The organism is Aliiroseovarius crassostreae (assembly GCF_001307765.1).
In the GTDB taxonomy this organism is placed as follows: Bacteria; Pseudomonadota; Alphaproteobacteria; order Rhodobacterales; family Rhodobacteraceae; genus Aliiroseovarius; species Aliiroseovarius crassostreae.
Window position 1 is genome coordinate 346,313 of the sequence record NZ_LKBA01000019.1, and the last position, 24,031, is coordinate 370,343.

Sequence of the window (24,031 nt, forward strand, 5' to 3'; positions counted from 1 at the left end):
GATCAGGCGACGATTGCTTCGCGGGGATTGCGACGGCCAAACAAGCCACGTCGCGTTTGAGAACGCTGTGCCTTTGGAGGGTGAACTCCGTGGCGTTCCTGATCAGGCGTTTTGGTGGGGAGCTTGGCATATCGCTGCCCCCAACAAATTCCGTCAGCTGGAAATTGACCGATGACGACATTGCCTTCGGCATTTGGTGCAAACCGCTGATCCGAGCGCTTTACACGGACACGTCGCACACTGAGGAACCGTGTTGGTTTCACGAGGTTGGCGACGGCCATATTGGCTGCATTCATGACCGTGAGCGAGTGATCGTCACGCTCCTTCGGAAAGATCGAGGTTCCATAGGCAAGAACTACTTCGCCAGTGTCATCATCTGCGTGAATGACCAGACAGGGGCGGTCCTTGTCACCAGGGCCGTCGGAATGAGGGAAGCGGAAGGAAACGATGTCGCCGGTGGAAATCGGACGCGTTGCGCCCGGCACATGTGCCGTCATGAAGGGCTCCAAGATTTGAGGAAGATCTTGTCGCCCCTTCGTCAGATCCATCCTTCGGATGTCTCTGAATGCTCTCTTCGAGTTCATGTGAACCGGAGCGACACAGGCTCTGCTCCGGTCTCACTGAACTCTGAAGAGAGCTAAGTGCAATGTTTACTGGGGCTTTTCTCGACGCCGTTCAAGGGGGGTGAAACAAAACTTTATGGCGAAAATGCAAATAAAGTGGCTTCGGGTTTTCGAATTTCGGCCAATGCAAACAACATTAGGTTGCACAAGTCACTGCCGGCTCTTAGAAATTTCGCACATGGTCAATTACGGCCATGTCATAACATAACTACCACGAGCGGAATTTCCATGAACCCCACTGAGATCTTCGAAGCCCTTGAACAGATCTCTGACAAGCCGTTCAACGCCGAAGAGTTCCCCTTCGAGTTTGCCCAAGCCACCGATGTCGCCCAAGCGGCGATTGCCAAGCTGCGCAATGGCACGACCAATAAATCGGATCAGCCCGGCGGCGTCCTGGTCAACAAGAAGTTCCATTTTGCCCCCGCTATGACCGGCATGGCTGATGTCACGCTGGAGGCCCTGCGAAACTCCAAGAAGACCGCCACCGCCAAACCGGCGATCCTAATCGCCACCGATGGTGAGATGGTGGCAGCCCAGCAGCGGGTCAGCGGAGAGACCCTGCATTGCCGTTTTGACGAGATTGGGGACAAATTTGGCTTTTTCCTGCCTGCCGCGGGCAAGGAACGCTATGAGGCAGCCGAAGAAAACCCGATCGACGTCAAAGTCACCGCCAAGCTGGCCAAGCTTTATGACGCGCTGGTCAAAAAGAACCCGGATTGGGCCAGTGATGAGCGGCGGCATGAGATGAACCAGCTGATGATGCGGCTGATCTTCTGCATGTTTGCCGAGGATGTGGGCATCTTCCCCGACAACCAGTTCAGCCAGATCCTGTTCAACCATGCGGGCAACAAGGGCGAGGAAGCGCGCGAGGTGATCATCGCTGCTTTCTCAGCCATGAACCTGCCTAAGGATAAGCGTGACGATCTTCCAGCATGGACGGGGGAGCTGGACTATGTGAACGGCGGGCTCTTTGCGGGTTCCATCGACGCACCTGTCTTTGACGTGACCGCCTATCGCTATCTGCGCGACGCTTGCGGCGAGGATTGGCGCGAGATCAATCCGGACATCTTCGGCTCCATGATCCAATCAGTGGCTGATCCAAAACAGCGCAGCGAGTTGGGGATGCACTACACCTCGGTGCCCAACATCATGAAGGTGATCGGGCCGCTGTTCCTGGATGACCTCGATGGTGAGATCAACAAGGCCTGGGAAAAACCCACCGCACTGGTGCGGGTGCTGGATCGCCTTGAAGGGATCCGCGTCTTTGACCCCGCCTGCGGGTCGGGCAACTTTCTGGTCGTGTCCTATCGCCAGTTGCGCGAGCGCGAGATGCGGGTGCTGGAACGGCTTGAGGCGCTGAAACACAACAAGCAGAACGTGATGTTCAGCCGGGTGCGGATCGAGAACTTCCACGGAATCGAGATCACCGATTTTGCGGCCGAGACCGCCAAGCTGGCATTGTTCATTGCCGAATATCAAGCCAACGCGGTGTTCAAGGAGGTCTTTGGCCAGGGCCCGGCCAGCCTGCCACTGCGCGAAAGCGCCCATATTGTCTGCGACAACGCCCTGAGGGTGGACTGGGAAGAGGTCTGCCCGCCACCCGCCGAGGGGGAAGAGGTGTTCATAGCAGGCAATCCGCCGTTTGTAGGCACTACCTACCGAACCAAGGAACAGCGCGCAGACTTCAACGACGTCTTTGCAGGTAACATTCGGAATGCTGGACGCCTCGATTTCAGCACCGCATGGATGTTTCTCGCGTCAAACTATGTCCGCAATTTCAGAGCGAAATCCTCTTTGATCACTACAAGTTCGACGGTCCAGGGTGCTGCCGTCGAACCGTTGTGGTCGAATATACTGAACGATGGCGTAAAGATCTTCTTCGCTCATAGACCATTTAAGTGGCGTAACAATGCTGCCAAAAACGCGGCGGTCGAATGTGTAATTGTCGGTCTGAGTGCACAACCACACAGGTCTTTGGTTCTTTTTGAGGGGGACTTGAAGAAGGAATGCAATCAAATCAACGCATACCTCATTGATGGTGACGAGGTTTTTGTCGAAGCGACCCGCTCAGGCCTATTTGGATTGCATTCCATGGGGCCAGGCAACTTCCCGTATGACTTCGGGCACTTGATCCTTTCTCCTTCTGAGAAAGAGGCCCTTATCGAGTCTGCTCCCGCGTCTGAGCAGTTTGTCTACAAATTCGTTGGCTCCCAGGAAGTCATCAAAGGGATCGAACGACATTGTCTCTGGATTGATGATGACAAAGTCGCAGAAGCGCAATCCATCGAGGAAATTCGAGAACGGATTGAAAAGGTCAGGCATGACCGCTCACAAAGCACCGATGCTGGCACAAATCGACTTGCTGCAAGGCCTCATCAGTTTCGAGAGCACAATGCACCGAAGAGCCACATGATCTTGGTCCCTCGAACCAGCTCCGAACGCCGCGACTATCTTCCGGTTGACCGAGCAGCTGGGAAGATCGTGTCATCAGACAACAATCAAGTCCTTTATGATGCTCCAGAATGGTGCCTCGCTTTGGTCGCATCCCGTATCCATCTTGTCTGGATTGCTGCGGTTTGCGGCAAGCTAAAATCCGATTTCCGCTATTCCAACACCCTGGGGTGGAACACCTTCCCAGTGCCGAAGTTCTCAGACGATCAGCTTGAGGAACTCAATGCCTCGGCCCGCAAGATCCTGAAGTGTCGCTATTCTCATTACCCGGCGACCATCGCCGAGCTCTATGACCCCGACAAGATGCCCGACGACCTGCGTGCGGTGCATCGGGAAAATGATGAGCTGCTGGAGACAATGTATATCGGTCGGCCCTTCCGCAATGACTCTGAGCGGCTGGAACATCTTTTCAAGCTCTATGCCGCCAAGATCAAACAAATTGAAAAACAGGCCGCGAAATCCAAGCGCGGCAAAAGGAGCAAATAGATGGCTCAGATGCTCAATGTGACCTACGGGCGCTCGAAATCCTCGACCAACGCCATGGGCATGCGCGAAATGCAGGCGCGGGCCTATGCGGCGCGGGCAGCGCAGTTCCTGCTGCTGAAAGCGCCCCCGGCAGCGGGGAAAAGCCGGGCGCTGATGTTCATCGCGCTCGACAAGATGCGCCATCAGGCCCGTGAAAAGACCATCGTCTGCGTGCCAGAAACTTCGATCGGCGGCTCATTCCGCTCGACAGATCTGACCAGCTACGGGTTCGAGGCGGACTGGGAGGTCGAGGACAAATGGAACCTCTGCCTGACAGGGGATGACGCCCAGGACCGGAAGGTGAAGGCCTTTGTGGATTTCATGGCTTCGGACGCAGAGGTGCTGGTCTGCACCCACGCCACCTTCCGCTTTGCCTATGACAAAGTGCTGGAAGACCAGGGGATCGAGGCGTTTGACGACTGTTTCATTGCCGTGGATGAGTTCCATCACGTCTCGGCCTCGGATAACAACCGTTTGGGTGTGATCCTGCGGGCATTGGTGGCGCGGGAGAAATGCCATCTGATGGCCATGACCGGCAGCTATTTCCGTGGCGACGCCGACCCGGTGCTGCGCCCCGAGGATGAGGCCAAGTTCACCACGATCACCTACAGCTACTACGAACAGCTGGAGGGCTATGAGCACCTCAAGGCGCTGGGGGTGAATTACCAGTTCTACAAGGGCAATTATACCAACGGGCTCGAGGGTGTTCTGGACCCAGCGCAGAAGACCATCATCCATATCCCGCACCGAGGCTCGTCCGAGGCGTTCGACGACAAGAACAATGAGGTCGGGAAGATCATGGATTTCCTCGGCACGCACGTCGGGCGAGATCCGGAAACCGGGTTCGATCTGATCGAGTTGCCCGAGGGACGGGTTTTGAAGGTTGCCGACCTCGTTGATGACGGTCCAGGGCGCGGCATCGTCAAGACGGCCCTGTCGCGTGAGATCAAGGGCGCGGGTGGCAAGCGCGATGACGAGGCGGATCGTGCCAAGGTAGACATCATTATCGCTCTGGGCATGGCAAAGGAAGGGTTCGACTGGGTCTGGTGCGAGCATGCGCTGACCATCGGCTATCGGTCATCGCTCACAGAAATCGTGCAAATTATCGGCCGCGCCACACGCGATGCACCGGGGAAACCGCGCGCGGTCTTCACTAATCTGGTGGCCGAGCCGGGGGTGGAAACCGATGTGGTCTCAGATGCGGTCAACGACATGCTCAAGGCGATCTCCGGCTCCTTGCTGATGGAGCAAGTGCTGGCCCCGAACTTCAAGTTCTACCGCCGCGAGGACGGGGATGTGCGTGAGCCGGTGCGAACGGATGGTCAAGGCAACGTCATGATCGGTATCAAAGGCTTGATCGAACCGCCCACCGAGCGCGCCAAAGAGATCTGCGAGCAGGATATGCATGATCTGCTGGCTGCGGCCTGTCAGGCGATGGACAAGCGTGTTCTGGCACCCGATACGGCTCCTGAGGTCGCCACCCAGATGGTTCTGACCGACATCATCGAAACGCGCTATCCGGACCTCAATGACGAAGAGACCGAAAGCGCACGTCAGCATCTCGCTGCCCATATGAACATCCTAACCCTTGCCCGTCAGGAAGAGGAGCGCGGGATGGCTGAGGCTGCGGCCGTCTTTGAAGGTAAGCCTGCCGAGGCCGATGATGATGGGGATGATGCTACCGAAGGCGCCCCAAACACGCTGCTGCAGATGGTGAAGAAATTCATCAACGTGCGCGAAATCGACGTCGATCTAATCGACAGTGTGAATGCCTTTCAGGAGCGGTTCGAAGTCGCTTCCAAGTCGCTCGACGCTCAGTTGCTGCAGCATGTCCAGTCCGCCATGGTCGCCATCCGTGTCGCCATGACCGAGGAAGAGGCGCGCACACTTTGGCCACGGATCAAGGCGTTTCGGGCAGCTGAAGGGCGCGAACCTAATCTGAACGCGCCTGATGCATTGGAGAAGCGGATGGCCGAGGCCTTGGCCTGGCTCAAAACACAGAAAGCCAAACGCATGCGTGAAGGGGCGCTCTGATGCCGAGACCCACACTTGATGACATCTTCGCCGAGCCGGACGAGTTTGGCCTTCTTGAGGTCGCACCCCAAAAGCAAGTTGCGTCGAAAACTGACGGCGGAACAGCAGTTCTCAACGACGTTACTCGGTTCTTCGAACAGCACGGCCGTCTGCCGGATTCCGACGCCGAAGACCACGAAGAGATGCGCCTCGGAACCATTTGGGACAAGTTGAGGCAAGCCCCGACCCAGGACATGCTGGAGGCGGATAGGATGGGCCTCTTGGTTGCCCCGGAACCTGAACAAGCAAACTGGCGCGACGAACCTGCGGAAGATGTTATCCCGGACAGTCTGGACGATATTTTTGCCGATGACGATCTCGAAGTGCCTGCAGAATTCTCGGACCTCCGTCATGTCACACCATCAGCAGAGAGGCATCAGCCGGAACATCGTGCAGAGTTTTTTCCCTGCCAGGATTTTGACCAATTCGAAGCGAAGTTCTCTCAGATCCAGGCCGCTCTGGAGGCAGGTGAGCGGAAATCAAGGATCGTCGAGAAATGGGCGATCATCGAACCTGTCGCTGGGGATGTGTTCATCCGTAATGGGCTTTTGTGCCTCGTGGTTGAGCGGATGTGCAAATCTTCTGGCGGACTGTCTCAGGAAGACCGACTGCGCATCGTGCTGTCCAACGGAACGGAGAGCGATCCCATGGTTGCCTCTTTCCGCAAAGCGTTGAACGACGACAAAACCGCCCGTTCAGTGCAGAAAGTTGGGTTGGGGCCACTTGATCCGGATTGGGAGGCTGACCGACTGGCTGTGACTGGGACGATCTATGTTGCAAAATCCCTATCCGACGATCCAAACATCCGGCCGCACCGCGACATTCTTCACAAGATCGGTGTCACCAGCCAGGACGTGAAACGGCGTGTGGCCGATGCAAAAAACGATCCGACCTTTCTGCTGGCCCGGGTTGAGGTCATCGCCACCTATCAGTTGGAGAATCTTCCCAGGGAAAAGGTTGAGAGCCTTCTTCATCGGTTCTTTGAAGCCGCTCGGCCCGCAGAACTCTTCGTCTTAGACCGTTTTGGCAAGAAGGTGCATCCCAAGGAATGGTTCTTTGTTTTGCCTGAACATGTGAGCCAGGCTGCAGCGTTAATACGGCAAGGTCGACTACATGATTTCCAGTATGATCCAACCTGCCAGAAAATCTCATCAAAAACCAAGATACGGTAACCCGCTTCAACTATGAGGCTGGTTAAATCTATTAGGAAAACAAATGGAAGCTCGAAACCGCACAATTGAAGATTGGTTCGCATGGATCCGCGATGGTCACGTCGTTCTCCCAAGATTTCAAAGGTATGAGGCCTGGGGATGGTGGCAGGTTCAAGGCATCCTGGAAAACATCCTGCGAAAGCCAGCACTTCCGGTTGGGGCGTTGTTGACCCTTGAAGTCGGAGAAGAACCGCCGTTTCATGCGCGACCAATATCCGGCGCGCCTGAGCCCCAAGGACGCCCAGGATATCATCTTTTGGATGGACAACAGCGTGTAACCGCTCTCTGGCGCAGCCTTAATGGCCTCTATCCGGATTTCACCTACATGGTGAATATTGAAGACCAGGACGAACCGGAAATAGATGCAATTCGAAGATATGACAATAAGGGTCAAAAGTATCCTCGCTGGTGCAATAGTCCTGTTGAAACCTGGAAGAGGCGACGTATTCCAGTGGAAATGCTTGCCCCGGATGAATCAGGTCGTGACCGTTTGAAGGCTTGGAGCAAGGAAGCTGCCAACGGCGACATGGACGATTACAGTGAGATCAACGAGTTCGCCAACGAGCTTCGCGGGAGAATTGCGAAATTTTCCCTGCCATTCCTTTCGCTCCCTTTAGGAACGTCGCGGGATGCAGCACTCGACGTTTTCATAAAGATGAACACCCAAAATACGGCCCTGTCTGCATTTGACATCGTGGTCGCTCAAGTTGAGGCTGAGATGGATGCCTCTCTCCACGAGAAGGTCGAGGCGTTGAAAGCCGCTGTCCCTGACATTTCCAGCTTTGGAGAACCTGGTGAAATTGCGATGCAGGTGGGAGCCGTTCTGATGGGGCGGCCGCCCAATCGCGCAACATACTTGTCAAAGGATTTTGGAGCTTCGCTGGCGCAAAACTGGACAAGTGTTGAACGCGGCTTGACGCGAGCCATCGGCTTCCTTGCAGAAGAGAAGATTTTTAACGCAAAGCTGCTGCCTTCGGATCCGATCCTCTCAGTTCTGGCGGCTTTTTGGGCGACTGCTGCTGAAGGAAAAGATGCAGAAGGGGCGGCACGCCGATTGGCGCGAAAAGCGCTTTGGACTGGGGCTTTTTCTGAGCGCTACCAAAAAACAAGCGCGACACGCGCCGCACTCGATTATAGGCAGCTTGTGGCCTACCGGGACGAGGATGGTCCTCTACCCGAACTATTAGACCGAGCACGCACTGCGCTGCCGACTGCAGGGGAGCTCAGGACTGGAGGCTGGCCAAAAACCAAGGACCGGCTGGGGCGGGCAATACTGACAGCATCCCTTCGCGTTGGCGGTTATGATTTCGCTGACGAAGCGCCATTCGGAAAAGAAAATTTTGACATGCGTGAGTTTCATCACGTGTTTCCCAAGGCTTTGCTGGAAACAGATTTCGAAAAGCGCGATATCTTCTGTGCCCTAAACTGTGCGCTAATTAGTTGGCGAACAAACCGAACAATTGGGGCAAAGCCCCCATCTGTTTATATCTCGGAGCGCGCCGATGAGATTGGGATTGGAGAAGAAGAGGTCAGTCGGCGTCTGCGGTCGCACGCGATACCGGTGGAGGAATTGTCGTCAGGAGACTTTACTGAGTTCCTGGATGCACGAGCGAAGGCGATCGAGGGGATCATGCTGAAACTTTGCAACGGTGAAATCGTCGGTTTGCATGATGTGGTGCCATCACTCCAGCCTGCGTGAAATTTCATTGAAGTCGATCAGAAACTCAAACCACTGCGATCTCAAGTTCAAGCGAAAGCAGTGGTTTGGGGCATTTTCGACAATTGAGACCACTTGCCTCAGGCGTCGAATTTGCCTTCGATGTCCCGCAAGAATTGATTTCGGACAGCCAGCATTTCATCCGACATCTTGTTTTTGAACTTATTACCGTCATCCCCCAGGCGTGAGACAACGTCACCAGCCGTTCGCCCGGAGACATGGGGAAGCACCATGACAGCATCATCCAATTCAAGGTTTTCGTATTGAATGATGTGAGCAGCAATTTTTCCTGGTTCATCTGGGCCGACCAGCAGCAAACAGATTTTGCAGTCAAAAATTTGGGTCGTGGATCCAGATACTGGCTGGTCTTCGTCAAGCACGTAGTTTGGCATGTGAACCTGTAAGTGATGGTTGTGTTGAACGCGTAGGTGATGTGATTTCACGCACCCGTTAATGCAATAGTGTTCCTATATCTCAGTATGTTATCAGATGTAAGCTACATGATTTTCAAAGTGATTTTCGCCGCAAGGGTCAACAAAAAAGTAGTGTTGGAGTTGATCTTGGGTGGGTTGTTGGGGCAGGGCCCGAGCATGCGGGGCCCAAACTCCTTCGTGAGCTGGAGAACGTGCTTTGCTGTTAAAGTGGAGCCCTTACTACATCCCACCACTTCCAGCCTTCATACTTGTCGCCCAGCTGTTTGATTTGTGTATATCGCTTTAAGCATTGCCAGGATTGGTGGCCTGAGATTTGCGCTACCTGGGGGATTGTCAGCCCCATCTCGAAAAGCCGAGAAATCCCTTCATGTCGTAGGTCGTGAAAGTGTAAGTCTTCGATACCAAGAAGCTTACAAGCGTCAGTGAAGCGGCGACTTACAACATCAGAATTATAGGGAAAAATTCTGTCATTGTTTCGTGGCATGGACATGATGATTGCGCGAGCTTCCTCTCGAATGGAGAGGGTCATATCGTTCCCTTTCGTTTGCCTTGGATGCTTCATGTCGCGGATGGTGATCTCTTCACTTTCTCGGTCAAAGTCGGCCCAAGTTTGCTTGAGTAATGCACCCTGCCGATGAACTTCGAAGATGGCAGCTGCCATGATTTTGTGCATAGGCAACATGCGAGGATTTTCGCAGTAGCCTCTGAAAAAATGTGCCATCAACATGTCGATCTCATCAAGAGTTGGCCTACGGTTTCGCTGTGCTGATTTCGAGACTATTCTCTGGTGGTGTAACGTGCGCATCGCCTCATCGAACTCCGCGCGTGGCATGGTGACACCGCAGATTGGCCCGCCATAGCGGATGAGCGTGCCCAAGGTCACCATGTATCCGTTTACAGTTTGAGGCTTGCGAGGGCGGAGTGTGTAGTGTGAGGGCGAATCCTTCTGTGTATCTGCCGGGCGGGCTTGGATCCCTGACAGGAGTTCCATCGCAAGCTTCACAAAATCCTGCGCGGAAAGATCTTCGATTGCGAAGCCTCCGAAATCCAGTCTCTGAAAGTAGCTCAGCATTTGAGATTTCGATTTTCCAAATCCTTCGGGGGAAGCTTCGATGTAATCGTGGATGCAATCGGCAACGCATTTGCGCGCCTTCGCATTTACTGCTCGCTCCAAACCTCCCGGTCTTTTCAACGCCTTCTCTTGTTGCTTCAACCATTTTTCAGCCGCTCGCTCGGAGGCGAACGTCTCTACCAAGTTGAGGATGACTTTGCCTTTGTGCTTTTTTCGGATTTGGGCGGTGTAGCTTGGCTTGCCATTGGCTTTGATACGTTCATTGATAGTTCCCATGGGAGTTCCTTTCAGTCACGGGTTTTCGTTGCCCGGGACATGCGTTCGATTGGTTTTTTCAGAAGCGATTTTTTGGGGGTTTGAAATTCCAACCGGGGGCGATCGAGCCAAATGGAGGCGAACTGAAGTTGTGGGGCAGTGTGCTCGTGTTGATTGTTTTGGGGCGCTGGAACTTAGATGAGAAAAAGTGCTACACGGCGTCTGCGGTGCTACATCCTGTAGAACCGCATCAGAAAACGAGGTCAAAACAGGCCAAATTGGGGAAAACGTTGAAGATGGTGGATTTGAAAAACCAAGAAAAATCAGGGTTTTCCGACGTGCGGCGTGCTGCACGCCTATCCATTGCACCGATGATGGATTGGACCGATCGTCATTGTCGTTATTTTCATCGCCTGATGAGCCGCGAGGTTCTGCTGTATACCGAGATGGTGACATCCCCGGCGCTGGTGCGAGGGGGGGCGCTGCACCTGCTGGATCATGATGACACCGAACATCCGGTTGCCTTGCAGCTGGGCGGATCTGATCCAAAAGAACTTGCCGCCGCGACAACGCTTTGCGTTGAGCGCGGCTATGACGAGGTGAACCTGAATGTGGGTTGTCCGTCCGACCGGGTGCAATCGGGAACGTTTGGTGCGGTTCTGATGCGCAATGCGCCTTTGGTTGCTGATTGCGTTTCGGCCATGTTGGATGCGTCGCAAGGTATTGATATCACGGTGAAATGCCGAATTGGGGTGGATGATCAGACCGCTGAAGAGGTGCTGCCGGATTTCCTGGAAAAGATCTCGGCCACCGGGGTGACGCGGATTACGATCCACGCGCGCAAGGCCTGGCTGAAGGGGCTCAGCCCCAAGGAAAACAGAGATATTCCGCCACTGGACTATCCGCTGGTCCATCGGATGAAGCAACAATTTCCGCATCTGCATCTTTCGATCAATGGCGGGATCACCACGCTGGAAGAGGCACAGGACCACCTGACACGGATGGATGGGGTGATGATTGGCCGCGCGGCGTATCACAGCCCGGGGGAGGTGCTCTTGACCGCCGACAGAGATATCTATCATACTGATGTAAAACCGAAATCCGGGCATCAGGTGGTTGAGGAGATGTATCCCTATATCGAACGCCAACTGGCGCAGGGCCTGCGGCTGAACGCGATTACCCGCCATATGTTGGGGCTGTTCAGCGGGCGCCCCGGTGCACGTATGTGGCGGCGCAGCTTGTCTGAAGAAGCACATAAATCCGGGGTCGGGATTGACGTGGTGCAAAAGGCCCTGTCCTATGTGACTGAAACCTAAAGCATTTCCGAGTGAATGAGGGAGCATGTCATCCGTCGGAAACGCCCAGAAAACTGACATCTTCCGGGTGTTTCGACTTTTTGTCATGATCCGGCACAACTCCGAACCGCTTTCCAAGAAATAGGATCCTTCCATGCCTGACACTTACCTGCTGATCCAGATGGCGCTGCTGTTGCTGATCATCGGGGCCGGGGCAGGCGTGTTGGCGGGACTGCTGGGGGTCGGCGGTGGTATCGTTTTGGTGCCCGCCTTTTATTACGCTTTCTTTACAATGGGATACGCATCTGACCAGCTGATGCAGCTGTGCCTTGCCACATCGCTTGCGACCATTGTTGTGACCTCGCTCCGTTCGGTTCTGTCCCATCACAAGAAAGGGGCGGTGGATTGGGATGTGTTGAAAAGCTGGGCGCCGGGCATTGTCATCGGGGCGGTGATCGGGGTGCTGGCCGCAGCGGAACTCCGCTCCAGTATCCTGCAGATGATTTTTGCAATTTTAGCTTTGATCGTAGGAAGTTATCTGAGTTTCGGGCGTGCGGACTGGCGTCTTTCGGATGAGATGCCGAAAGCGGGCCGGCGGGCCGTTCTGTCCCCGTTGCTGGGGTTCCTCTCTGTTCTCATGGGGATCGGGGGGGGGAGTTTTGGGGTGCCGGTCATGACGCTGCACGGGTTTCCCATTCACCGGGCGGTCGCCACGGCGGCCGGGTTCGGATTGATCATCGCACTTCCCTCGGTGATCGGCTTTCTGTTTGTGCCGGTGGCGATCGCACCGCCCCTGACCTTGGGTGCAGTGAATATTCCGACCTTCCTTCTGGTGATTGTTATGACAATGATTACAACACCATACGGCGTGAAGTTCGCCCATTCAATGAACCCGAAGCCGCTCAAGAAACTGTTTGGGATCTTCCTCATTCTGGTGGCTCTGAACATGCTGAGAAAAGCTCTGGGCCTGTGACTGGAGCTGTGACAGGGACTATGACTGCGTCCATGATTGCGACCATGAGAGAGCAATATCACAAGCGCGGCTGGCTGCGCTTTCCTCACGATAGGGCCGTGCAGGCGTGGGTCCGCTCGGCCCAGCCCTTTGCACGCAGGGCGTGTGAAGATCCACACCAGATAAGCCATTGGCTTCGTTGCGGAAAAACATGGTTTGTCGGGGTGAATGCCTTGCCCAATGATGGAGAGGGGCGGCTTGCGGATGGGGGGCCGTTGCAGGGGGCATTGCGGGCCTTTGTCACCGCGGAACATGGCTGGTATCCGCTGGATCGCGGGCAGGTCTCCATCACCTATCCCGGCTATCCAAAACGCGATGAGGGGGAGACGGAGGCCGCGCATCGGTTCCGGCGCAACCGCGCCTCGGCACATATCGACGGGGTCAAGGCAGAGCTGGCAGGCGGCCAACGCTGTGTCGACGAAGCACATGCTTATGTGATTGGAATTCCACTAAATAATTGCGGGGCAGGGGCGAGCTCGCTGGTTGTCTGGGAAGGATCCCATCTGATCATGCGGGCCGCGTTTGAAGCCGCGTTTCAAGGGGTGCCCCCCGACCGGATGCGCCGCCACGACATCACAGAAATCTACCGGGACGCGCGGGCCAGGGTTTTTGAAACCTGCCGGAAAATTGAGGTTCAGGCCGGGGTGGGGGAAAGCTATCTTTTACACCGCTTTACCCTGCATGGGGTTGCCCCCTGGCAAGAGGGCGCCAAGGCCCCACAAGAAGGGCGGATGATCGCCTATTTTCGCCCCGAATTTCCCGGCGGCATCGCTGATTGGCTGACCCTGCCTTGACGGGCGGGGGAGAGAAAACATTAAAGTTTTTTCAGGTTCCAGAAGGCAAAGTTTAATCTTTTAAAGCTGCGCAATCCGAAAGGTTAAAGATTTTGAAGCGGCTCAGCTCTGAATGGCCCCATCGCGCAGGAACCCCGCGACCGTTTCCGGGCGAAGGGCGCGTTTGGTCACGCCGTCCTGTTCCAATGTCACAATCACGCTTTCCGATCCGCACATCAAACTGCCCTCTACAAACACGCCGTACTCCATCACGAAAGAGGTGTTGCGGAAAGATTTGCAGCGTGCGGTGATCACGTAATTGTCGCCCAGATGCATCGGTTTGAAATAGCGCGCATAGTTCGTGGCCAGCACCACCTGCGGGTCGCCATCGGAATAGGTCGAAACATGGTAATGGGCGAAAAACGGAATGCGGATCGATTCAAACCAACGGAAATAGGCCACGTTATTGACGTGGTTGAGCGCGTCCAGCTCGTGAAACCGCACCCGGTCTGCAAGCCCGTAATGCCAGCCCTCCGGCACGCCCACGGATTGCATCTGCGCGGCATTCAAAGGGGTCACCAGCGGGATATGGGCGAAGGGGTCGGACTGGAGAGTGGGTTGGGACACGGCAGAAAATCCTCAATAATATCAATATGCACCGTGCGTGAGCACGCGTCATCAATGTGCGGGGGGATTGGAGCGGGTAGCGGGAATCGAACCCGCACCTTAAGCTTGGGAAGCTCGCATGATACCATTTCACCATACCCGCGCTCGCGGACTGAGGTATGCGAACGCAAAGCGGACGTCAAGGAGGAAACCCTGACGCCCGCGTGATTTTTTATCTGGATCTGCTTACGCGGTTATCCCCGGCGGCGCCGACGCCGGCCACCACCTTCGCCATCCCCGCCGCCGGTGTTGAAGCTGGGTTCGGGCAGCTCAACCACCGAGCGCAGGGTCGGGAAGGGATCCGACGAGTTCGGCATCGCGGACGCATTGACGAAATGCTCCTGGAAACGCGGCTCGACGGCGGTTTCGATCTTTTCGATCTGCCGCACGAGGGCCTCGATCTCGCCCCGAGCATCGCGATTGAGAAGCGCAATTCGCGCACCAGTGCCGGCCGCATTGCCCGCTGACGTCACGCGGTCCAAAGGCGCATCCGGGATCATGCCCAGAACCATCGCGTGTTTGGCCGAAATATGCGCGCCAAAGGCACCGGCCAGTACCACGCGGTCCACGTTTTCCACGCCGCGTTTGTCCATCAGCAGTCGTGCCCCGGAGTAAAGCGCCGCTTTGGCCATCTGAATGGCGCGAATGTCGCCATTGGTCACGGTGATCGGTTTGTGGTCCTCGTTCCCGTCCCACAGGCGATAGGAATTGGTGCGCCCATCAAGGAAGCAACGGGGTGTGCCGGTCTGTTCTGCAGAGCCGATCAGCCCGCCCGCATCCACCAGCCCGGCGATGCGCATCTCGGCAATCACCTCGATAATGCCGGATCCGCAGATGCCGGTGATGCCGGTGGTGGCAATGGCGGCGTCAAACCCGTCCTCATCCGACCACAGCTCAGACCCAATCACGCGAAAGCGCGGTTCCTTGGTGACCGGGTCGATTTCGACCCGTTCGATGGCGCCCGGTGCTGCGCGTTGCCCCGAGGAGATCTGCGCCCCCTCAAAGGCGGGACCAGTGGGGGAGGAGCAGGCCAGGACGCCATTTTTATCCCCCAACAGGATCTCGGCATTGGTGCCCACATCGACAATCAGCACCAGGTCTTCGGACTTGTTCGGGGCCTCTGACAGGGCGACACCGGCGGCATCCGCCCCCACATGGCCCGCAATACAGGGCAGAATATAGGCGCGTGTGCCCGGTGCGATGGTCAGGCCCAGATCCGCCGCAGTCAGTTCCAGCGCGTCCGAGGTCGCGAGCGCAAAGGGCGCTTGCCCCAGTTCAAACGGGTCGATGCCCAAAAACAGGTGGTGCATGACCGGGTTCATCACGAAAACCGCATCAAGGATCTGCGTTTTCTCGATCTCCGCTTCCCTGGCGATGTCATCCACAAGGTCGTTCAGCCCGGCGCGCACCGCTTCTGTCATTTCCAGATCACCACCGGCATTCATCATTGCGTAAGACACCCGGCTCATCAGATCTTCACCAAACCGGATCTGCGGGTTCATCAGGCCGGAGGAGGCCACCACTTCGCCCGTCGACAGGTTGCACAGATGGCCTGCGATGGTGGTGGAGCCAAGGTCCACGGCAAGGCCAAAAACAGGCCCCTCGAAATAGCCGGGCCACAGGGCGACCACACGGGGGGTGCCCCCCGAATGCGGGCGGTGAATGGCGGCGGTCACCTTCCATTCGCCCTTGCGCAGAAGGGGTTGCAGAGGGCGCAGCAAATGGGTGTCGATCTCAAGTGCTGCATGCCCGGTGGCGGATTTCAGGGCGGTCAAAAGCCGCTCCAGATCACCGGAAGGCTTGTGCATATCCGGCTCTTCCACCTCGACATAGGTCAGGTGAATGGTCGGGTTCAGCGTGATGTCGCGCAGCTCGGCACGCTTGCGCACAACCTGTTTGTGAACCTGGCTTTCCGGCGGCACATCGATCACCACATCGCCTTGTACCTTGGCCTGACATCCCAGGCGCCGCCCTTTGGGCAGGCCGCGCAGATTGTCATAACGCTCCTCGACCTTGTTCCAGTCGGACAGGGCGGTCTCGCTGACGGTCACCCCATGTTTGGGGAACTCGCCATAGCTCGGAGTGATCTGGCATTTCGAACAGACGCCGCGCCCGCCACAAACCGAATCGAGATCCACCCCAAGCTGCCGTGCCGCTGTCAGAACCGGGGTGCCAACGGGAAAATGCCCCCGTCGGCCGGAGGGGGTGAAAATGACCAGCGGATCTTTCTCGTTGCCCGAGGTCGGACTGGTGTTCGCAGAGGTATTTTCCTGAGACATGTCGCGCGTTTGTCCTGTTGTAGTCAGTTATCTGGAACCAATCTAAACAGGCCACAGGCCGCCGCAATGGCGAAAGGCGGCATAAATGGCCCAACAGCGGCAAAAGCCGTGAAATTGCGCCATTTTTCCACTCTGTTGCGACGGATATCAACCGGGCGGCAAACCGGGGGGAGGCGGGGTTGATCAGGGGCGCGCAAATCTCGCCCCCAATCAGGGTGCCTCAGGCTACATCAAATAGGGCCCCCGCGCGCCCTTCCTCTTGCCACAAATATCCCGGGGTGAGGCCGAAGGCCGAGGGGCAGCGCCCCTTACGCCTCCAGCCAGTTCAGAATGTCCTGCCGGTGCTCGTCCAGCAAGGGGGCGGCGGCGTGATCATTGTGATCTGCCATTGCGCTCATCTTGATCGGATTGCCCGCCGCCTTGAACGTGCCGCCATCGGGGGCGGGCAGGTCCAGCACCATGTTGCGGGCCAGGATCTGCGGGTCCTGCATCACCTGCGCCACGTTCTGAATGGGGGCACAGGGGATCCCGGCTGCGGTGAGTTTCTCCAGCCAGTAGGAGACCGGGTGATCCAGCGTGATCAGCTCGATCCGGCGCCGGAGCTGCATCACGTTCTGGCAACGGTCGAGATTGGACCTGAACTCGTCCCGCTTAGCCAGTTTCGGTTTGCCCAGCTCGGTGCAAAGCCGCTGGAACAGGGCATCATTGCCGCAGGCGATCACGAACAATCCGTCTTCGGCATGGAATGTCTCAAACGGTGCGATGGAGGGGTGACGTGCCCCCGATGGTCCCGGCGCCACACCGGTTTCGTTGGAAATCGCAACCGCATGTTCGAGGATTGCCAGCTGGCTGTCGAGCATGGCCACGTCCACTTTCTGCCCTTCGCCCGTGCGTTCGCGGTGGTAAAGTGCAGCCAGAAGCCCATGCCCCAGAAACATGCCCGCAACGATATCCCCCACAGACGCGCCCACCCGCACCGGTTCGCGGTTCTTTTCGCCGGTGATCGACATCACACCGCCCCGCGCCTGAACCACCATGTCATAGGCCGGTTTCAGCGCATCGGGGCCGGTATGCCCAAAGCCCGAGACCGCCCCATAGATGATTCGGGGAAACCGCGCGTGCAGATCCTCCCAGCCATAGCCCAGCCGCTCCATCACGCCGGGGCGATAGTTTTCCATCACCACGTCAGCGCGGGTCAGGATCTTGTCAAAGATCGCACGGTCGTCATCCTGTTTGAGGTTGAGCGCAATGGATTGCTTGTCACGGTTGATGGTGGCGAAATAGGCGGAATGCCCATCGCGGAACGGCGGGAAATGGCGGGTGTCATCCCCGATCCCAGGCATTTCAACCTTGATCACCTTCGCGCCGAGATCGGACAGGATCATCGAGCAATAGGGGCCAGCCAGTACATGGGTGAGGTCCACAATGGTGATGCCATCCAGCGGCCCCTTTGGGGAATGAGACATGAAAAAAGTCCTTCTGTTCTCGGGCTGTTCTCGGGTTTGGCGGACAGTTAAAGCGTTTCGAGATTAACTTGAGACACACGTTGATTTCGAAACGCCCGCAACATCAGTAGGTTTCGAGCGTTTCGCCTCATTGTTGTGTCTCAATAATAAGTCGAAACGCTTTAGCGCTCGCGCAACCTGTTGACCTTGAGGGAAATCAAGTTTCTGGCGGGATGACGTAAGGAAAGGGTATGCCCGTCATGCGTGCGTTGCAAGGCGACCTCAACGATCGTGAGACGCCCAGCAACAACGGTCAAATTCCGCATAAGCCAGAAGGGTGTCACTTTGCAGCCGCGAACAGCCTCCAAACACTGTTTCGCTTTCAAAGACGCTGAGTATGCCCCTGTCCTGATGCGGGCTGCAGAGCTGCTCTGCGGGGCCAAGCCAGCCCGTAAGGCGCACGCCGCCTTTTGGCGTGACAGCAAAGAAATGATCCTGTTGCGTCGCGTTGGTCACGCAGCTCTCCGCCTGGGCCGGGAAAGTGGGCAAGAGCAGCAGGGCCATGAAAGCGAAGGGTGAAAAGACGTGTCGCATGATGCTAGCGTCGCCCCCATAGCCCAACCTGTCCAGTCACAGACTATCGCAATTCGTGATGTGAGTTGTGCCCCTGTGAAGTCGCAACAGGCTAAAGCGTTTCGGTTTCAACCTGACACAGGGCAAAACCGAAACGCGGCAAGAGATATCAATGTCGTGGGCGTTTCGGAATAAATGTGTCTCAAGTTAATCTCGAAACGCTTTATGCCGCCGCCCTGTGGCAGGCAAGGCTGGACCAGCGTCTGGCCGGGGAGGGCCGGGGAGGAGATGAGCCGGGGATTTTCCATATGAAGGCATCGAACCCCATGGCCTGATGTTGGAGATATTTTACAGCACGGCCGAAGTAAACGGGCATCAGGGGCCTATACGGTGATGTTTCAACGTGAAAAGGCCATGATGAAGTGGTGCGGATCTGATACGGGCCTGATAAATTGTTGCCTCATTTCCGTTGTAACTGATTGATGTGGAAGGGGTTCTTGCGGGCGAGCGTTCGTAAACGTTCCCACAGAAAAAGAGGCCCAGCCTGAACAGGCGGGCCTCTTAAATTCGTATGTAAAAGGGCGCCGTGATCAGCTGACCGGGTTGCCCATTTTGTCATAGGTCACTTCCGGCATGATCGGGGCCGGTTCCGGCTCCGGCTGCGATGCGCAAGCGGCCAGGGTTGCAACAACAAGAAGAAGTGCGGCTGCGGATTTGATGGTCATGTTCTTTGCCTCTTTTATGCAGGTGATCACGCCTTGTGATGTCAGTTCGCGGCAGGCTGGACCAAGCTGAAAGGACCAGAACCCTGCGGCCTCACAAGGTGCCACCGAGGAAATCTTACCGCTTTGGTGAGATATTGCAATGATTGAGTGTGTCGTCATCCCGTTGTCCCTCGGGGCGCAAAATGGGGAAGCAACATCGAAGAGGGCGGCCCGGAAATGAATAAAAGAGAAGGGCCCGCACAGGCGGACCCTTTCCAGATGTTTTAGCTGATATGCGCCGCGCTGGCTGCGGCAGGCATGTTCCGCGGTTTACCCGCGACAGGCCTGATGCACCGCGTTACCCGCGGCGGCGACGTCCACCGCGACGGCCGCCAGCTGCCCCGGCAGCACCTGCATTGGCTGAGTTGAACTTGATCCACTCGGCCCCGCCATCATCGTTGTTGGTCAGGAAGTTGGCCGCGCGGATCGCTTCCATTTCCTTGCCGGCGCGCGGCAGGGTCGAGCCCAGGCCAAACAGTTGGCAGAAGGTTTCGTCATCCATATCGGCCGGGATGATGATGCCCTTGGCTTCGATCTCGGCTTTCTTCTCGGCCAGTTTCTTCGGACCAACCGGCAGGGCAACCGGGTTCATGATTGCCGAGGTCATACCGGTGGCCATGGCCATCGGCAGGAAGGCGTTGTTGATGCCGTGACGGTTCGGCAGGCCAAAGGAAATGTTCGATGCGCCGCAAGTGGTGTTCACGCCCAGTTCCGTGCGCAGGCGACGGTTCAGTTCAAACACCTGCAGGCCAGCGGTGCCCATGGCGCCGATCGGCATCACCAGCGGGTCCACCACGATGTCATGGGCGGGGATGCCGAAGTCAGCCGCGCGTTCCACGATCTTTTTGGCCACCGCAAAGCGCACTTCCGGATCTTCCGAAATGCCAGTGTCGTCGTTCGAGATCGCCACAACCGGCACATTGTATTTCTTGACCAGCGGCAGAACCACTTCCAGACGCTCTTCTTCGCCGGTGACCGAGTTCAGCAGCGGGCGGCCCTTGGCAGCCTCAAGACCGGCTTCCAGAGCGCCGGGTACGGACGAGTCGATGCAAAGCGGGCAATCGGTCACGGCCTGCACGACCTCAACCAGTTTGCGCATCAGGTCCGGCTCAACAAAGTTGTTGTCGGCGTAACGCGGATCTTCGGCCATCTTGTTCGAGAACACGGCGCCCGAGTTGATGTCGAGGATGGTGGCGCCAGCGGCAACCTGCGCCAGCGCGTCGGCTTCCACGCGCGAGAAATCGTCACGCTCCAGCTCTTCGTTCAGGATTTTGCGGCCGGTCGGGTTGATGCGCTCGCCGATCACGGAAAACGGCTGGTCAAAGCCGATGATCGAGGTCTTGGTGGCGCTTTCGACGATGGTACGGGTCATTAATTATTATCCTTTGGTCGCGTTGGAGGCGGAATTTACGGGGGCGGTGGCTTCACCGCCATTGTTGATGGCCCAGTTGGCATTGGTCTTGATGCCGCCCAGCGGGAAGAAATGGACCTTTTCAATGTTGAAATCGGGGTTGGCCGCCTTGTGGTTGGCCAGTTCGTTCAGCACATCGGTCGGCTCATAGGGCAGCAGCAGCTTGGACACGTCCATCGCGCGTTTCTGCAGCACTTTCAGCGACGGGCCAACACCGCAGGCAATGGCGAATTTGATCAGGGTCTGCAGCTTGGCAGGGCCGGCGATACCGATATGGACCGGAATGTCGATACCTTGCGCTTTCAGCCCGTTGGCCCAGTCGATGATCGGACCGCCGTCAAAGGCGAACTGGGTGGCGAGCGCCATCTTGGCGTCGGTGCGCTTGGAAAACTCCTGTTTCCACGACAGCGCCTCATCCACGTTCTTGCGCGACCCGTCCGGGTCGATATCCTTGTTGCCTTCCGGGTGGCCGGCAACATGCAGGCGGTCGAACCCGTGCTTGTCGAAAAGACCGGTTTCCAGAAGCTGCATCGAGGAATGGAAATCGCCATGCGGCTGGGCCACGCCGCCCGCCAGCAGCAGCGCCTGTTTCACATTGGCCTCACCCTGATAGCGGTTGATCCAGTCGGCAAGCGTCGCTTCGTCCTTGATGATCCGGGCGGGGAAATGCGGCATCACGTCAAAGCCTTCGCCGTTGATGCGCTTGGCGGTCTCGACCATTTCCTCGATCGGGGTGCCCTCGATATGGGCGATATAGACGCGGGTGCCTTCCGGCAGCAGGTCGCGGAAATCCTCGACCTTGGCGGCGGTGCGCGGCATCACCTCAATCGAATAGCCTTGCAGGAAAGCTTCGAGGGCGGGGCTTGCAGTCTTGACGTCATCCGACGCCTTCTTGCGGAAATTCAACAGCGCCATGGCTGCCTCCATCAGCTTGGGCCAGGACATCTTATGCCCGGCCATCGTTGGCAATCAGCGCCTTGAGACGCTCCTGATCATATTCCGCGTCGATGCGTGCAGCTTCCGCCTTGGCAATCTCCTGCGGGTCTCCCTCCAGAGGATAGGGGGCAGCCTTGCGCCATTCCGCCAGATAGGCGTCGCTGTCACGCGCCCCCACCTTCATCGCAGCCCGGTCAATGGCCTGTTCAAATCGCTCGGGCAGGGCGGCCTTGGCCCCCCGGCGCCCTTTGCCGACGATGACTTGTGCGGGCATGTCCCGCCAGTAAACGATCGTGACGTCAGGCATCGTGCGATTCTCCCTCTCTCCTGGTTGTTCCGTTCTAAAACCGCCCCCCGGTTTCGAGCGGACGTTTTTCGACACAGGGTGATCCACAAGCGACTTCCATGTCGGTTTTGCATGCTGTTGGATACGTCAAATCTGTTGCCATCACCACTCCGAGGCGTGCAAAAACCTACTGCAACGCCGTGAAACTTTCTCATCATCTTTATAAATCAAGCGCGCGTCGGGGATTGCGCAATTCTTTGCCGACGCCTATCTTGAAGGCAACTTGAATAGGAAGGCGTTTCGTCATGACGCCCAAGCGTCCCAATGGTGCGGGCGCGTTCCCGAAAGCGGTTGCAACCCCCGCGCCGAAATTGCCGGATCCATCCGGGCTGTATGCCGCCCTGGATCTTGGCACAAACTCGTGTCGGATGCTGATTGCCCAACCAAAGGGCAGTCAGTTTCACGTCGTGGACAGTTTTTCGAAATCCGTTCAGCTGGGCAAGGGGCTCGAGGGCTCGGGCAAGCTCAGCCGTGCCTCCATGGCGCGCACAGTGCAGGCGCTGCGCATCTGCCGCAAGAAGCTGATCAAACATGATGTCAAGCGCATGCGCCTTGTGGCAACAGAGGCCTGCCGCCGTGCCCAGAATGCGCGCAGTTTCATGAACTACATCCGCCGGGAAACCGGGCTGAAGATGGAGATCATCAAGCCAGAGGAAGAGGCGCGCCTGGCCGTGGTCTCCTGTGCGCCGCTGGTCTCAACCCGGACCGAACAGCTTCTTGTCGTCGATATCGGCGGTGGCTCGACCGAGCTGGTCTGGCTGGACCTGTCGAAAGTGCCGCCGCTGGAGCGGCCCAAGGCGATTATGCGGATGGGGCGGGGGTTCCTGGGCGATGCCGGCCCGTTCCCGCAGGCCACCGTGGTGGACTGGATCTCGGTGCCTTTGGGGGTCGCGACGCTGCGCGAGATGTTTGACGATGTGGATGACGACGCCGGGCGCTATGCGCTCATGTCGGTGCATTTCGAAGAACAGCTGGCCGATTTCAGCCCCTTTTATCACGAACCGCCCCGCGAGGGGTTTCAGATCATCGGCACCTCGGGCACCGTGACCACGGTGGCCGCCACTCATCTGGGGTTGCGACGCTATGATCGCAACAAGGTGGATGGGCTGCGCATGACCTCTGAACAGATCGAGAAGGTCATTCATGGCTATCTTGCGCTGGGACCAAACGGGCGGCGGATGAATTCCCATATCGGGCGGGATCGGCAATCGCTGATCATGTCGGGATCGGCGATCCTGCAGGCCCTTTTGCGCGTCTGGCCCACGGATCGCTTGTCAGTGGCGGATCGCGGCCTTAGAGAGGGCATTCTTTATTCGCAAATGTCCTCGGACGGTGTTTTGGAAGACGGACCATTCTGATGTCGGATCAAACTGGAAATAATGGCGGCTCTGGTGATGACGAGGGCAGCGACGGCGCTGGTGGCGCTGGTGGGGCGGGCAAATCCGCCGGGCGCAAATATTCGAAACGCACCCGCAAATCCTCGGGCCGGGGGCAGCGCGACCTGACGGTGAAGGTGAAAACCGCCCGTGGGCGGCGCAATTCCTCAACCCGGTGGTTGCAGCGCCAGCTGAACGACCCCTATGTGCAGCGCGCGCGGGCCGAAGGCTATCGCGGTCGCGCGGCCTTTAAGATCATGGAACTGGACGATAAATTCCGTTTCCTGGTCAACGGCGCGCGGGTGGTGGATCTGGGCTGTGCGCCAGGGGGCTGGGCCCAGGTTGCGGTGCCTCGCATCAATGCGCTTGGTGAGAAACCGGGCAAGCGGATCGGCACGTTCCTGGGGATTGACCTGCAAGAGGTTGAACCGCTGGCCGGGGCGGAGTTCCACCAGCTCGATTTCATGGAAGAGGGCGCGGACGACCAGATCAAGGACTGGTTGGGCGGCAGGGCGGATGTGGTGATGTCGGATATGGCGGCGGCCAGTTCCGGCCACAAACAAACCGACCACCTGCGTATTATCGCGCTGTGTGAGGCGGCGGCCTATCTTGCCTTTGACGTGCTGGAAGAGGGGGGCACGTTCGTGGCCAAGGTGCTTGCCGGTGGGGCAGAGGCCGAGTTGCAGAAGATCCTCAAGATCCGGTTTGACAAGGTGCGCTACATGAAACCGCCCTCAAGCCGGTCAGACAGTTCCGAGAAATTTGTGGTGGCCACCGGTTTCCGGGGCTAGTTC

General features: G+C 57.3%; 21 protein-coding genes and 1 tRNA gene. 10 read left to right on the plus strand and 12 right to left on the minus strand.

The annotated features are described in order from the left end of the window. Positions 1-2: 2 nt before the first annotated feature. Positions 3-497: a hypothetical protein gene (locus AKJ29_RS14435; protein ID WP_139231416.1), complete on the minus strand. Its 495-nt coding sequence runs from the start codon at positions 495-497 to the stop codon at positions 3-5. A 354-nt stretch (positions 498-851) separates the two neighbouring features. Here AKJ29_RS14435 and AKJ29_RS14440 point away from each other — a divergent pair, with 354 nt between their 5' ends. The 4 genes from AKJ29_RS14440 to AKJ29_RS14460 are packed head-to-tail and all read left to right on the plus strand — an operon-like array spanning position 852 to position 8,582. Further along, positions 852-3,560, plus strand: a complete 2,709-nt coding sequence (locus AKJ29_RS14440; RefSeq protein WP_055191988.1) for a class I SAM-dependent DNA methyltransferase — start codon at positions 852-854, stop codon at positions 3,558-3,560. Continuing rightward, on the plus strand, positions 3,561-5,633 hold the full coding sequence (locus AKJ29_RS14445; protein ID WP_055191990.1) for a DEAD/DEAH box helicase: 2,073 nt from the start codon (positions 3,561-3,563) through the stop codon (positions 5,631-5,633). After that, positions 5,633-6,844: a GIY-YIG nuclease family protein gene (locus AKJ29_RS14450; protein WP_055191992.1), complete on the plus strand. Its 1,212-nt coding sequence runs from the start codon at positions 5,633-5,635 to the stop codon at positions 6,842-6,844. The genes AKJ29_RS14445 and AKJ29_RS14450 overlap by 1 nt, the downstream gene beginning before the upstream one ends. A 43-nt stretch (positions 6,845-6,887) precedes the next feature. Then, the gene (locus AKJ29_RS14460; protein ID WP_074963737.1) at positions 6,888-8,582 is read left to right on the plus strand and encodes a DUF262 domain-containing protein; all 1,695 of its coding nucleotides are present in this window, start codon (positions 6,888-6,890) and stop codon (positions 8,580-8,582) included. A gap of 98 nt (positions 8,583-8,680) precedes the next feature. On the opposite strand, the gene AKJ29_RS14465 is transcribed toward AKJ29_RS14460, so the two are convergent. Next, positions 8,681-8,980 (minus strand): hypothetical protein, encoded by a 300-nt coding sequence (locus tag AKJ29_RS14465; protein WP_235477580.1) that lies wholly within the window; start codon positions 8,978-8,980, stop codon positions 8,681-8,683. Positions 8,981-9,236: 256 nt separating this feature from the next. After that, complete coding sequence (locus AKJ29_RS14470) at positions 9,237-10,382, minus strand: site-specific integrase (RefSeq protein WP_055192000.1); 1,146 nt, start codon at positions 10,380-10,382, stop codon at positions 9,237-9,239. A 275-nt stretch (positions 10,383-10,657) separates the two neighbouring features. Between AKJ29_RS14470 and dusA the strand changes: the two genes are divergently transcribed. The 3 genes from dusA (at position 10,658) to AKJ29_RS14485 (ending at position 13,462) form a co-directional block, all read left to right on the plus strand. Beyond that, positions 10,658-11,677, plus strand: a complete 1,020-nt coding sequence (gene dusA / locus AKJ29_RS14475; RefSeq protein WP_055192002.1) for a tRNA dihydrouridine(20/20a) synthase DusA — start codon at positions 10,658-10,660, stop codon at positions 11,675-11,677. A gap of 133 nt (positions 11,678-11,810) precedes the next feature. Further along, positions 11,811-12,629 (plus strand): sulfite exporter TauE/SafE family protein, encoded by an 819-nt coding sequence (locus tag AKJ29_RS14480; RefSeq protein ID WP_055192004.1) that lies wholly within the window; start codon positions 11,811-11,813, stop codon positions 12,627-12,629. 203 nt (positions 12,630-12,832) lie between these two features. Further along, positions 12,833-13,462 (plus strand): hypothetical protein, encoded by a 630-nt coding sequence (locus AKJ29_RS14485; RefSeq protein WP_314732209.1) that lies wholly within the window; start codon positions 12,833-12,835, stop codon positions 13,460-13,462. A 102-nt stretch (positions 13,463-13,564) separates the two neighbouring features. Here the strand turns inward: AKJ29_RS14485 and AKJ29_RS14490 are convergent, their stop codons facing one another. The 5 genes from AKJ29_RS14490 to AKJ29_RS19455 form a co-directional block, all read right to left on the minus strand. After that, positions 13,565-14,068, minus strand: a complete 504-nt coding sequence (locus tag AKJ29_RS14490) for an acyl-CoA thioesterase (protein ID WP_055192006.1) — start codon at positions 14,066-14,068, stop codon at positions 13,565-13,567. Positions 14,069-14,136: 68 nt separating this feature from the next. Then, positions 14,137-14,210 (minus strand) — tRNA-Gly (locus tag AKJ29_RS14495). A 91-nt stretch (positions 14,211-14,301) separates the two neighbouring features. After that, a complete protein-coding gene (locus tag AKJ29_RS14500; protein WP_055192008.1) occupies positions 14,302-16,386 on the minus strand; it encodes an ASKHA domain-containing protein in 2,085 nt (694 codons plus the stop codon). 308 nt (positions 16,387-16,694) lie between these two features. Next, positions 16,695-17,852, minus strand: coding sequence for a CaiB/BaiF CoA transferase family protein (locus AKJ29_RS14505; RefSeq protein WP_055192010.1), 1,158 nt, complete (start codon positions 17,850-17,852; stop codon positions 16,695-16,697). A 261-nt stretch (positions 17,853-18,113) separates the two neighbouring features. Continuing rightward, positions 18,114-18,425: a hypothetical protein gene (locus tag AKJ29_RS19455; RefSeq protein WP_139231417.1), complete on the minus strand. Its 312-nt coding sequence runs from the start codon at positions 18,423-18,425 to the stop codon at positions 18,114-18,116. 176 nt (positions 18,426-18,601) lie between these two features. Here AKJ29_RS19455 and AKJ29_RS19735 point away from each other — a divergent pair, with 176 nt between their 5' ends. Then, complete coding sequence (locus AKJ29_RS19735) at positions 18,602-18,739, plus strand: hypothetical protein (protein WP_161805445.1); 138 nt, start codon at positions 18,602-18,604, stop codon at positions 18,737-18,739. Positions 18,740-18,994: 255 nt separating this feature from the next. Here AKJ29_RS19735 and AKJ29_RS14510 read toward each other — a convergent pair whose 3' ends face one another. From AKJ29_RS14510 to AKJ29_RS14525, 4 genes are all read right to left on the minus strand, one after another. Beyond that, entirely contained in the window at positions 18,995-19,288 is a 294-nt protein-coding gene (locus AKJ29_RS14510) for a hypothetical protein (protein ID WP_055192012.1), read from the minus strand. A gap of 178 nt (positions 19,289-19,466) precedes the next feature. Next, the gene (locus AKJ29_RS14515) at positions 19,467-20,540 is read right to left on the minus strand and encodes a methyltetrahydrofolate cobalamin methyltransferase (RefSeq protein WP_055192014.1); all 1,074 of its coding nucleotides are present in this window, start codon (positions 20,538-20,540) and stop codon (positions 19,467-19,469) included. Between the two features lie 6 nt (positions 20,541-20,546). After that, a complete protein-coding gene (locus AKJ29_RS14520) occupies positions 20,547-21,494 on the minus strand; it encodes a methylenetetrahydrofolate reductase (RefSeq protein ID WP_055192483.1) in 948 nt (315 codons plus the stop codon). 31 nt (positions 21,495-21,525) lie between these two features. After that, entirely contained in the window at positions 21,526-21,822 is a 297-nt protein-coding gene (locus AKJ29_RS14525; protein WP_055192016.1) for a virulence factor, read from the minus strand. A 284-nt stretch (positions 21,823-22,106) separates the two neighbouring features. Between AKJ29_RS14525 and AKJ29_RS14530 the strand changes: the two genes are divergently transcribed. Together AKJ29_RS14530 and AKJ29_RS14535 are read left to right on the plus strand one after the other, a co-directional pair. Beyond that, complete coding sequence (locus AKJ29_RS14530) at positions 22,107-23,219, plus strand: Ppx/GppA phosphatase family protein (RefSeq protein WP_055192018.1); 1,113 nt, start codon at positions 22,107-22,109, stop codon at positions 23,217-23,219. After that, entirely contained in the window at positions 23,219-24,028 is an 810-nt protein-coding gene (locus AKJ29_RS14535; protein ID WP_082392617.1) for an RlmE family RNA methyltransferase, read from the plus strand. Before AKJ29_RS14530 ends, AKJ29_RS14535 begins: the two co-directional genes overlap by 1 nt. Positions 24,029-24,031: the final 3 nt, after the last annotated feature.